At 26.6% G+C, this 12459-nt stretch carries 13 protein-coding genes; 10 read left to right on the top strand and 3 right to left on the bottom strand.

All coding sequences use genetic code 11. The features are described from left to right. The 5 genes from recG to murA all read left to right on the top strand — a co-directional run. A partial coding sequence (gene recG / locus H0H45_RS02495) for an ATP-dependent DNA helicase RecG (protein WP_185866486.1) occupies positions 1-1938 on the top strand: 1938 nt, incomplete at its 5' end. Positions 1939-1949: 11 nt separating this feature from the next. Further along, positions 1950-4085, top strand: coding sequence for an ATP-dependent helicase (locus H0H45_RS02500; RefSeq protein WP_185866487.1), 2136 nt, complete (start codon positions 1950-1952; stop codon positions 4083-4085). 17 nt (positions 4086-4102) lie between these two features. Next, the gene (locus tag H0H45_RS02505) at positions 4103-5071 is read left to right on the top strand and encodes a cation diffusion facilitator family transporter (RefSeq protein ID WP_185866488.1); all 969 of its coding nucleotides are present in this window, start codon (positions 4103-4105) and stop codon (positions 5069-5071) included. A 45-nt stretch (positions 5072-5116) separates the two neighbouring features. Continuing rightward, complete coding sequence (locus tag H0H45_RS02510; RefSeq protein WP_185866489.1) at positions 5117-5710, top strand: DUF4290 domain-containing protein; 594 nt, start codon at positions 5117-5119, stop codon at positions 5708-5710. A gap of 3 nt (positions 5711-5713) precedes the next feature. Further along, on the top strand, positions 5714-7021 hold the full coding sequence (gene murA, locus H0H45_RS02515; protein WP_185866490.1) for a UDP-N-acetylglucosamine 1-carboxyvinyltransferase: 1308 nt from the start codon (positions 5714-5716) through the stop codon (positions 7019-7021). Here the strand turns inward: murA and H0H45_RS02520 are convergent. Then, the gene (locus H0H45_RS02520; protein ID WP_238785198.1) at positions 6992-7417 is read right to left on the bottom strand and encodes a thermonuclease family protein; all 426 of its coding nucleotides are present in this window, start codon (positions 7415-7417) and stop codon (positions 6992-6994) included. The genes murA and H0H45_RS02520 overlap by 30 nt on opposite strands. Positions 7418-7590: 173 nt before the next feature. On the opposite strand from H0H45_RS02520, the gene greA reads away from it, so the two are divergent. Next, positions 7591-8079, top strand: coding sequence for a transcription elongation factor GreA (gene greA / locus H0H45_RS02525; RefSeq protein WP_185866877.1), 489 nt, complete (start codon positions 7591-7593; stop codon positions 8077-8079). Between the two features lies 1 nt (position 8080). Then, positions 8081-8488 (top strand): HIT family protein, encoded by a 408-nt coding sequence (locus H0H45_RS02530; RefSeq protein WP_185866492.1) that lies wholly within the window; start codon positions 8081-8083, stop codon positions 8486-8488. An 11-nt stretch (positions 8489-8499) separates the two neighbouring features. On the opposite strand, the gene H0H45_RS02535 is transcribed toward H0H45_RS02530, so the two are convergent. Then, a complete protein-coding gene (locus tag H0H45_RS02535) occupies positions 8500-9270 on the bottom strand; it encodes a type III pantothenate kinase (RefSeq protein ID WP_185866493.1) in 771 nt (256 codons plus the stop codon). An 83-nt stretch (positions 9271-9353) separates the two neighbouring features. On the opposite strand from H0H45_RS02535, the gene H0H45_RS02540 reads away from it, so the two are divergent. Together H0H45_RS02540 and H0H45_RS02545 are read left to right on the top strand one after the other, a co-directional pair. Then, the gene (locus tag H0H45_RS02540) at positions 9354-10166 is read left to right on the top strand and encodes an alpha/beta fold hydrolase (RefSeq protein ID WP_185866494.1); all 813 of its coding nucleotides are present in this window, start codon (positions 9354-9356) and stop codon (positions 10164-10166) included. A 9-nt stretch (positions 10167-10175) separates the two neighbouring features. After that, complete coding sequence (locus H0H45_RS02545; protein ID WP_185866495.1) at positions 10176-10811, top strand: 5-formyltetrahydrofolate cyclo-ligase; 636 nt, start codon at positions 10176-10178, stop codon at positions 10809-10811. Here H0H45_RS02545 and rseP read toward each other — a convergent pair. Continuing rightward, positions 10746-12080: an RIP metalloprotease RseP gene (gene rseP / locus H0H45_RS02550; protein WP_185866496.1), complete on the bottom strand. Its 1335-nt coding sequence runs from the start codon at positions 12078-12080 to the stop codon at positions 10746-10748. The genes H0H45_RS02545 and rseP overlap by 66 nt on opposite strands. 153 nt (positions 12081-12233) lie before the next feature. On the opposite strand from rseP, the gene H0H45_RS02555 reads away from it, so the two are divergent. Beyond that, a complete protein-coding gene (locus tag H0H45_RS02555; RefSeq protein ID WP_012821639.1) occupies positions 12234-12458 on the top strand; it encodes a FeoA family protein in 225 nt (74 codons plus the stop codon). Position 12459 lies beyond the last annotated feature (1 nt).

Below are 12459 nucleotides of genomic sequence, written 5' to 3' on the forward strand. Positions count from 1 at the left end.
CCTCCAGAAAACACTCTTATACAAATAACAGGAAAAATTACCCATTTAGAAGAAATCAACTATCAAAATAAAAAAGGAAAAATATTGATAGCACGTTTAGAGGATAAAACAGGACATGTGGAATTGGTCTGGTTCCAGACCATCAATTTTTTTAGAAAAATCATCAAAAAAAATATGAAAATCACAGTAAACGGAAGTATAAAACATTTTCAAGGAAAAATTCAAATCATTCATCCAGATATTCAAAAATTGAAATTTTCAGAAAAAAATTACTCTATATATCCTATATATTCCATTCCTAAAAAACTTAGGGAAAATGGAATAAATAATTCTTTTATGATAGAAATTTTGAAAAATCTAATAGAAGAATCAAAAAATGATATAGAAGAAATATTTATTCAGGAGATTATGAAAAAAGAATTAATGCAAAGGAAAGAAGCATTGATTCAAATACATTTTCCACAATCTTTAGAGAAATTATTTCAAGCAAAACATCGTTTAAAATTCGAAGAATTATTTTTTTTAAAATTATTTCTTTTATCCAAAAAAAACAAAAATAAAAGTTATTCATCCAACAGTTATCCCTTTTCGAGATTAGGAAAAAATTTTTATAATTTCTACAAATATTGTCTTCCATTTCCTTTAACAGAGGAACAAAAAAGAGTATTCAGAGAAATACGTAGAGACTTAAAAAAACCTATGCAAATGAACAGATTATTACAAGGGGATGTTGGGTGTGGAAAAACTATAATAGCTGTTTTATCCATGCTACTTGCTTTAGATAATGGGTTTCAATCTTGTTTAATGGTTCCTACTGAAGTTTTAGCAATACAACATTATTCTTCTATAAAAAAAATGTTTTCTGGAATTGGAATTCAACTAGCTTTATTAACTAGTTCCACCTCTATTCAAATGCGAAAATGTATATATCATGATGTTTTTATCGGAAAAATTTCCATTCTTATAGGTACACATACTTTAATTCAAGATACTGTCCATTTTCAAAATCTTGGATTAGCTATAATTGATGAGCAACAGCGTTTTGGAGTGGAACAGAGAGCTAAGATTTTGGAAAAAAATGAAAGACCTCCTCACATATTAATCATGACGGCTACTCCTATTCCTAGAACTTTAGCCCTGACTCTTTATAATGACTTAAAAATATCCATTATAAAGGAATTTCCCATAAATAGAAAACCTATTAAAACCGTTCACTTTCGCAATAAAAATAGATCTAAAGTCCTTGAAATTATAAAAAATCAGATTCAAAAAGGAAGACAAATATACATTGTATATCCTACTATAGAAAAATTCAAAAAAAATGGATCTAAAAATTTAATGAATTTAATGAGGGGTTATCAATTTATAAAAGAACACTTTCCAAAGTTAGAAGATCGAATTGGAATTCTACATGGTAGAATGAGTTATCAAGAAAAAAATATTCAAATGAATCGATTTTTACGTGGAGAAACTCCAATTATGGTTTCTACTACGGTTATAGAAGTAGGAGTAGATGTTCCTAATACTTCAGTTATTCTAATAGAAAATGCAGATTGCTTTGGTCTGTCTCAATTACATCAATTAAGAGGAAGGGTAGGAAGAGGTCCACATCAAAGTTATTGTCTTCTTATGACTAATGACAAAATTAGTGTAGAAAGCCACTTTAGAATGAAAATTATGTGCGAAACTAAAGATGGTTTAGAAATAGCTAAAAGAGATCTTAAATTAAGAGGTAGTGGAGATTTAATAGGAACTAAACAAAGCGGAAATGCTTATTTCAGAATTGCTAATCTTCTTAAAGATTACAAATTAATAAAAGAAGTCATTCCTATTGCTAAAAAATTTTTTAACAAAAATCCTGATTTTCTGTTAAATCATAAAACCACTAGAAATCATTTCTATAAATACTATGAATCTTTTTGGGGAAAAAAAAGCTAAAAATAAAAAATATGGATTATACATCATCACTTAATCTGAATAGTACCCAACGAAAAATTATAGAAACAATTCATGGGCCTGTTCTAGTCATTGCTGGAGCTGGATCCGGAAAAACCCGTGTCATTACACATCGTATAGTGCACATGATTAATAATATAGGAATCAATCCATCTAGAATATTAGCTTTAACTTTTACTAATAAAGCAGCTAAAGAAATGAAGATGCGGATTTCAAATATGTTGAATCCAACGGATTTGAATCAGATATCACTGGGAACTTTTCATTCTATATTTTCATGGGTTTTGCGAAAAGAATCTCATTGGCTTGGTTATAAATCAAATTACACTATTTACGATCAAAGAGATTCAGAAAATGTGATAAAAAAAATATTAGATGACTTCAATTTTAAAACATCTCTCAGCCCTACAAAAATTAGAAGAAAAATATCTGAATATAAAAATAAATTGAAATCCATAAACAATGAAAAATCATATCAGGATATAAAAAAAATATATGAATATTATGTAAAACGTTGTTTAAAATCAGAAGCTTTAGATTTTGATGACATATTACTTCATACCAATTATTTATTTTTTCATTTTCCTCAAATACTACATAAATACCAAGAAAAATTCCAATACATATTAATCGATGAATATCAGGATACAAATTTTTTTCAAAATGCGATTATTAAAAATTTATCTTCAAAACATAGAAATATTTTTGCCGTAGGTGATGATGCTCAAAGTATATATGCTTTTCGTGGCGCAAACATATCAAATATTTTAAATTTTCATACGGATTACAATGAAGCAAAAATTTTTCGTCTTGAACAAAATTATCGTTCTACCCATCACATAGTGCAGGTCGCTAATAAGATTATTTCTTTTAATAAAAATCAAATTTTTAAAAAAGTTTGGACAAATAATGAAAAAGGAGAGAAGATAAAAATATATGGAGCTCCTTCTGAAAAGGAAGAAGCGCAATACATTGCTTCTTTCATCTATTTCACTAAAAAAAATACCCAATTTAAAAATAAAGATTTTGCTATTCTCTATAGAACCAATACACAATCAAATATCCTGGAAAAGGCTCTAAAAGAAAAAAAAATATCATACAAAATATACGGATCCATATCCTTCTATAAACGTAAAGGAATTCTAGATTTTTTAGCTTATTTAAAAATCATCAATAATCCCAACGAAGAAGAATCCCTATTACGTATCATAAAAAAAAAAATAGAAAATAAAAAAGCCATTAAATTAATATTCAATTTATCTAAAAAGGAAAAGAAAACTTTTTATAATCTTTTAAAGAATCTGATAAATTATTATCCTTTCCTAAGAATCCACAAAAAAACAAAAGAAAAATTAGAAAATTTCATTTTAAAAATAGAAAAATTTCGTTTGGAATTAAACGAAAAAAACACCTATAAAATAGCAAAAGACATAGCAAATTTCTTCTTAGAAGAAGATAAAAAAAATTATTATCATGCTGATGATTTTCAATATATATTAGAAAATATCTCTCTATATCTTAAAGAGCAAGAAATCTTAAAAAAAAATGGAGATATGAGTTTATCTGGATTTTTGCGATATTTTTCTTTAAGAGAAGGAATCGATGAGGAAAATGAAGAAAATCAGGTATCCTTAATGACTATACATTTATCTAAAGGTTTAGAATTTTCCGTAGTTTTTATTGCAGGATTGGAAGAAAACTTATTTCCATCAAAATCTAGTTTAGAAAATGCATTGAAACTTGAAGAAGAACGCCGTCTATTTTATGTTGCTATAACAAGAGCTCAAAAAAAAGCTATATTAACATATGCAAAATCTCGTTTTTTATGGGGAAAAAAAATTAGAACGGTTCCTAGTCGTTTTATTCAGGAAATAAGCGAAAAAGTTATTGACAGAGAACATGGAATTCAGAATCTAAATAAAGCCAATCCTATAATCATATCAAAAGATTTATATTCTGATGAAAAGAAAACATTATCCATGTTCAAAAAAGGAATTAAAGTATTTCACAAAAATTTTGGAATGGGAATGATACTAAACATTCAAAATGAAATAGCTATAATTAAATTTCAAAAATTAGGAATAAAAAAAATTTTACTGAAAATAGCTAAACTTGTTATTTATTCCTAATTATTAAATTTCTTTTTATGGAAGATAAAAAGATGAAACTCAATTTTAGTCTACAAAAATTAATTTTTTTTGTAGCTATTCTTTTATTTTTCATTAAGTTAATTACTTGGTATATCACTTCTTCTCTTTCTATATTTAGTGATGCAATGGAAAGTATAACCAATATTATTAGTGGATTGATAGGTTTGTATAGCCTGTATATATCCTCTTTACCCAAAGATCACAATCATCCATATGGTCATGGAAAAATAGAATTTATATCCACAGCTATAGAAGGATTATTAATTTTTTTTGTAGGAATGACTATTTTTATAAAAAGTTTTTTACATGTAAAACATCATGATCCTATTTTATTAAAATTAGATTATGCAATTCCTATGATGTCATTTACCGCTATTGTTAATTATGGGTTAGGTTTTTTAGCCTGTAAAATAGGAAATGAAAATAGAGCTTTAACGTTAATAGCTACTGGAAAACATCTTCAAACAGATACTTATTCTACTTTTGGAATAGTGATGGGATTAATATTGTTAAATATTACAAAATGGATATGGATAGATCCTATTATTTCTGTTATTTTTTCCTTTGTAATTTTATATACAGGATTAAAATTGTTAAGATATGCTACAGCTGGTATTATGGATGAATCGGATAAAAAACTTTTAAAAAAATTATCTCTTTATATAAATGAAAAAAGAGATCTCCATTGGATTGACCTTCATCATTTAAAAATTATTAAACATGGAAGCGCTTTACATGTAGATTGTCATTTAACTGTTCCATGGTTTTTTAATGTCAAAGAATCCAATGAAGAAGTCAAAAAATTGACAAATTTAACAAAAGATAAATTTGGACATAAAGTAGAATTATCTGTACATGTAGATGCTTGCAATAATGATCATTGTGTATCCTGTTTCAATATTTCTTGTAAGGAAAGAAAAAATTTTTTGCATAAAAAAACTTCTTATTTACACAGTAATCATTAAACTTTAGAAGCAGAAAAGATCTTATTTTTATAAAAAAAAATCAATATGGAATATAATACTAATCGTTTCAAATTGGTTATCCCAGAATATGGTAGAAATATTCATAAGATGATTGCTTATGCAATACAAATAAAAAATAGGAAAAAACGTAATCGTTGCGCTTGGAGTATCATTAAATTGATGACGGATTCCAATCCTAAATTGAATAACCCATATTTTCAACATAAACTATGGAATCAATTATTTATTATGTCTAAATATCAATTAGATATTGATCCTCCTTTTCCAAAACCTCATCCAGAAAAAATAAAATATTATAAAAAAGTGGAATATCCTGAATATTTAACTAATTTCAGGTATTATGGAAAAATCATTAGAAATATGATACATGTAGCAATACATTGCAAAAATAGACAAAAAAAAGAAGGGCTATTTTATGCTATAGCAAATACTATGAAAAAAAATTATTTGAGATGGAATAAAAACCTTGTAGAAGATGATATTATCTTTAAAGATTTAAAAGAGCTTTCAAAAGGAAAAATCTGTTTAATGAATAATACCGATCCTTTATTACAATGTTCCTATCTTTTAAATCCAAAGAGAAAAAAGAACTATATGAGAAAAAAGAAAATAGGATGAATTATGGCTTCTTTTAAGATAGAAGGAGGATCTCCTCTAAAAGGAGAAATCCAACCACAAGGAGCAAAAAATGAAGCTTTGCAAGTTTTGTGTGCGGTATTGCTAACCTCAGAGAAATTGAGAATAAAAAATATTCCAGAAATAGAAGATGTAAAATGTTTGATGCAAATACTTCAAAACTTAGGAGTTGTCATAAAAAAAAATGATATTGGAGATTTTACTTTTCAAGCTAAAAATATTTGTCTAGAATATTTAAATACGAAAAAATTTCGTGAGAATGGAAAATGTATTAGAGGTTCGGTCATGATGGCGGGACCTTTGCTAGCTAGATTTGGAAAAGGGTGTATGCCTATACCTGGAGGAGATAGAATTGGTCGTAGACGTTTAGATACACATCTAAGAGGTTTTGAATCTTTAGGAATTCATATAAATTATAATAGAGAAAATCAGTATTTTGATCTTACCTCTAAATATTTAAAAGGAAAATTTATTCTTCTAGAAGAAGCCTCTATAACAGCTACAGCTAATATTATCATGGTTTCGTCTTTAGCTAAAGGAAAAACCACTATTTATAATGCGGCTTGTGAGCCTTATATTCAACAATTATGTAAGCTATTAAATAGAATGGGGGCAAAAATAAAAGGCATAGGTTCTAATTTAATTCATGTTAATGGAGTTACAGAATTAGGAGGATGTACCCATACTATTTTACCTGATATGGTAGAAATAGGAAGTTGGATAGGATTAGCCGCTATTACTAGTTCTGAAATAAAAATTCGGAATGTTAGTTGGAAAAATCTAGGAATTATCCCGAATATATTCCAAAAAATGGGAATCTTCTTAGAAAATAAAGACGATGATATTTATATCCCCTCTCAAAAATCCTACCAAATAAAAAAATTATTAAACAACGCCATATTAACAATTTCTGACGCCCCATGGCCAGGTTTAACACCAGATTTACTAAGTATTTTCACTGTAGTAGCTACTCAAGCGAAAGGAAGTGTCTTAATCCATCAAAAAATGTTCGAAAGTAGATTATTTTTTGTAGATAAATTAATTGAAATGGGAGCACAAATAATATTATGTGATCCTCATAGAGCAACCGTTATTGGTTTGAATCATCAATCTTCTTTACGAGGTTCTCTATTAAACTCTCCAGATATCCGAGCTGGAATATCTCTTCTTATAGCTGCACTTTCTGCTAGAGGGACTAGTAGGATAAAGAATATAGAACAAATAGATCGAGGATATGAAAATATTGATCAAAGATTACGTCTTTTAGGAGCAAATATTGTAAGGACAGAATGATCTTTTTTTTCTCCAATTATAGGGATCTATAGGGTGATTTATTTTCCATAGTCCAATTTTCTTTTTTCTCGCTTTAGATTCAATTCTTTTATATGGAATATTTTTAGAAAATTTCCAAACCCATGCCAACCCTGACTCTAGAATATCCTTTCCTAAATCTTTATTTTTATCATAAAAAACCAAACCAACAATACGATTATATTTGTCTCTTTTGAGATTTTTGATGAAAACAGTTTTATTTAGAATTTTTTTTGTTAAAAAATTTTTCGCTTCTTTTCCATAAGATTGATTTTTTTCTGGACAATCAATATCAGAAATTCTTATTTTATATTCTTCCATTTTTTTCGTATAAATTCTAAAAGTATCTCCATCATAAATTTTGATTACTTTTCCCATAATTGAGGGTATTATGGACAATGAAAGAATAAGAAAAAACTGAACGATACACACCATATTTTTAAAATATGTATAAATTCAATCAATTAAGAAAAAAAATAATTTACATAATTATTCACAAAATCAACTAACTTTATAATTGGATGAAAAGATCGAAAAATGAAAAAAATACTATGGAAAAAGAAAAATTCGAATATATCACTAAAGAGGGATTAAAAAAACTACAACAAGAAATAGAAAGATTAGAAAACATTGAAAGACCAAAAATATCCATGCAAATAGCAGAAGCCAGAGATAAAGGAGATCTTTCAGAAAATGCAGAATATGATGCTATAAAAGAAGCACAGGGATTTTTAGAAATGAACATAGCCAAATTAAAAAAAAAACTATCCAATGCAAGAATTATTGATGGATCACAAATCAATAGAAACAGAGTTTCTATTCTATCTACAGTTAGGGTGAAAAATTTAACATATGGAGGAGAACAAATATATACCTTAGTTCCAGAAGGAGAAGCAGATCTAAAATCTGGTAAAATTTCTATCAATACTCCTATATCTACAGGATTACTTGGAAAACAAGTAGGACAAATTGCTCATATTAAGTTACCTAATAAAATGATACTGGATTATGAAATTTTAGAAATAGCATTTAGTGAATGAAATGAGTCAGAAAAATATATTTACACATATAATAAAAAACGAAGTACCTGCTTATAAAGTCGCAGAAAATTCTGAAAATCTTGCTTTTTTAGATATTTATCCAATAAAAATTGGTCATACCTTAGTGATCCCAAAAAAAAAGAATCCAGAAAAAATATTTTCTCTTCCAGAAAAAGATTTTTTATCTCTCATGTCTTTTACTAGAAAAGTAGCTATCGGGATTGAAAAAATAATTCCTTGTAATCGTGTTGGAATATTTGTGATGGGTTTTGAAATCCCCCATGTTCATATCCATTTAATCCCTATGGATCAAGAAAGTGATGGGAATTTTTCTAAGAAAAGAATATCTTTGTCTGCAAATCATTTCAAGATTTTATCAGAACAGATTAAAAAATCTATCGATTTATAAATTCACATTCTCTATCTATTCCAATGAAATAGAATTTTTAAACCTTTTATTGTATGCAATTTATCTTTAAGATGAATTTTTTTAGTTAAAGGAGTATAAATATGAGAAAGCCCTCCTGTAGCTATAACAAAACAGTTTGTTTTTAATTCTTTATTAATTCGGTTAATGAGTCCTTCTACCATACTGATGTATCCATAAATAATTCCACTTTGAATACAGGTTTCAGTATACTGTCCTAATATATTAGGGGGTTTTTTTAATTCTATTTGCGATAGTTGAGCCGTATTACCTATCAATGCAGATAAAGAGCTATTAACTCCTGGAGCAATAATAACTCCTTGAAGAGTTCCGTATTTATCTATGCAGGTTAAACTTAAAGCCGTTCCAAAATCTACTACTAGAGTATTTTTTTTATTATGATATAATGTATATGCAGCTATAGCATTAGCATATAAATCTGTTCCTAATTGATGAGAATAATGTTTTATTGGAGAAGCGGAATATCTATCTACTACTATCGGTTTTATTTTATGAATTTCATATAAAGATTGTTCTACAATATTTGTAAGAGGAGGGACTACGGATCCAATCACAATATTTTGTATTAATTTAGATAAGATTCCATATTGTTGGTAAATATTCCTAAACAATAAAATATATTCATCCAATGATCTATGTGGATTACTGTTAATAATCCATGAACAATCACATTTTAAATTATAATTATTATTAAATAGTCCAAAACGAAGACTTGAATTCCCAATATTTATAGTTAACAACATTATTCACTTCATTTTTGAATAAGAAAAACGTAATTTCTATAATTATTAAATTTTTTTATTTAATATTTATTTAATATAAGAAGATGTTCATATATTTTCATAATCAAAAAAATATCTATTATAAAACAAAAGGAAATGGAATTTCCATGGTTTTTTTACATGGATTTATGGAAAGTTTAGAAATTTGGAATTATATATATGATATTTTTTCCAAAAAATACAAAGTCCTTGCCATTGATTTACCTGGTCATGGAAAAAGTTTTCTAGAAAAAAAAAATTCTTCCACTACCACAATGGAAGAAGTGGCTTCTATGATTAAATTTCTTTTACAAAAAGAGAATATAGAAAAAGCCGTTTTTATAGGTCATTCTATGGGAGGATATATAGCTTTAGCGCTTGCAGAAGAATATCCAGAGATATTTTTAGGTTTATGTTTACTTCATTCAACTGCAGAATCAGATACAAAAGAAAAAAAAAATCATCGTATTCGATCCATAAAATCTGCAATAGATCATTATCAATTATTTGTATCTACTAGTATTAATAAATTATTTGATCCTAATAAATTAAATTCTTTCCAAAAAGAATTAAAATTTTTAAAAAGAATAGCTATTTCAACTCCTATTCAGAGTGTAATATCTTTTTTGCGTGGAATGTCTATTCGTAAAGATAGAAGATTTTTATTAAAAAAAACTAAATTTCCAAAATTATATGTGGTTGGAATATATGATTTAATCATTCCTGCAAAAAGACTCCGTGAAGAAGCAAAAAGCGGATATAACAGTTATTTTATTGATGTCTCCACTGGTCACATGGGGCCAATAGAAAATCCTCAAAAGATAGTAAAAGTATTAGAAAGTTTCATGGAAATTATAAAAAAAAATCAAGATTCATAGAGATCATGAATGAAAAAAAAATTACGAAAAAAATATTTTTTTTACAGAAAGTCACTGACTAAACAAGAAGTATTGAAAAGTAGTTATGATATATTTATTCAAGTAAAAAAACTTTTCTTTATATGGGAGAAAACATATTATCATATTTTTTTACCTATAAAAAAATATAACGAAATCAATACTTTCCTCATTGCTAACTTTCTTTTTCAAAAAGGAAAATATATCACAGTTCCTTATTCAAATTTTCATAGTTTATCCATAGAAAATTGTCTTCTTGATAGAAAAACTACCTTAAAGAATAACAAATATGGAATTCCTGAACCTGTACAAAAATATATTATTCCTCCTTCCTTTATTGAAGTAATATTTATCCCTTTATTAGTTTTTGATTTAAAAGGATATCGGATTGGTTATGGAAAAGGATTTTATGATAGATTTCTTACACTATGCAAAAAAAATGTTCTAAAAATAGGATTGAGTTTTTTTAACCCAATAGATAGTATTCCATCAATTCATAAAAATGATCTTATGATAGATATAGGAATTACTAGAAATAAAGTTTTTTTCCTTAAAAATTTTTTAATAGAAAAAAACTTTAAAAATATCCCAAATAATAACCATAATCATCATCAAACTGATCATTAGAAATCCAATGATGGTACAACGCTCAAAAATTTTTTCATTTATTCTTCTTTTAGTGATCATTTCTATCAGAATAAATAAGATATAACCTCCATCTAATGATGGAATAGGAAATAAATTTAAGAAAGCTAACCATATGGATAAAGTGGCGGTTAAAGTCCAAAACACGCCCCAATTCCATTGAGAAGGAAATTCTTTAGCCATAGAAAAAAAACTACCAACCTGTTTATAAGCTTTAGTTTCTATATGAAAAACATTTTTCAAAAAAAATATTTGATTTTTTAAAACTTCCCAAGTCCTTTTTACTCCATAAGGAAAACTTTCAATTATGGAATAACTTTTTTTTTCGAATAAAAAAATATTATCCATTTCCATAAAATTTTTGAGAGAAATTCCTAAAATTCCTTTTTGATCTAAAAAAACTTCTTTTTGAAGTAGCCTCCCATTTCTATTGACAGAAATCAAAATGGTTTGGTTCTTATATTTTGATAAAATATCTTTTAGTTGATCTGAAAAGAAAAGAAACTCTGAATTAATCGCTAAAATTTCATCATTATTTTTTAATCCATATTTATAGGCTCCTGAATCTTTTATTACGTAATTTATAATAGGTGGAACACGAGGTTTTATTATAAAAAAACTGAATTCTTTTCTATCAAAAAAAAATCTTTTTTTATCATTATTTAATGATAAATGGATAATTTTTCCCATGCGATCTATAGTAATGGAATTCCCGAAAAGAATTTCTTTAGGAATCTCATGAAAATAAGGGATATATTTTCCGTTAACAAGTAGAATGCGGTCACCGTTTCTTAAACCTATTTTTTTTCCTAAATAATCTACCTCAATTCCATATTTAACATTTTTTGTAGGGAGATAAATTTCTCCATATTTAAATAGCAAAAAAGAAAAAATCATAAAAGAAAATAACATATTCGAAAGAATTCCTCCAGATACAATCAAAAGTCTTTTTATTGCAGATTTTGAACGAAATTCCCAATCTCTTGTTTCTTTATCTGAAGAATCTATCTCTTCATTTGTCATCATTCCAGATATTTTAACATACCCCCCCAAGGGTATCCAACCTATTCCATAAATAGTTTCTCCTATTTTTTTTTTGAAAATAGAAAACCAAGGATCAAAAAACAAAAAAAATCTCTCTACACGTACTTGAAATGCTTTAGATAATAAAAAATGACCTAATTCATGAATAAGAATCAATATAGATATACTTAGTAGTAACTGTATAGATCTAACAAAAAGAGACGTCATAAGTTATAACATATTTTTGAAGATAAATTTAAACCTTTATTTCATTTTTTCTATCTATAAAAAGGAATTTCATTTTTTTATAAAAAACATAAAATATTCTTTGCATAAAGAAAGTATATTTAACGAATAATAAAATTTTAAATACATATCAATTTGAACTTATCTAATCTTAAAAAAGGAGAAAAAGGGATTATAAAGGGATATAAAAATGAAGATTTTCCTATAAAATTGTTAGAATTAGGTGTTTTACCTGGTGTTAAGTTTGAAATACTTTTTGTTTCTATTTTTTATGATCCACTATGCATTATTTATGATCAATCTTGTTTAGCTTTACGTAAGAAAGAAGCGGAAAATATTCTCATAGAACCTATTATTTAGA

Source organism: Blattabacterium cuenoti, assembly GCF_014252095.1.
GTDB classification, from domain to species: Bacteria; Bacteroidota; Bacteroidia; order Flavobacteriales; family Blattabacteriaceae; genus Blattabacterium; species Blattabacterium cuenoti_F.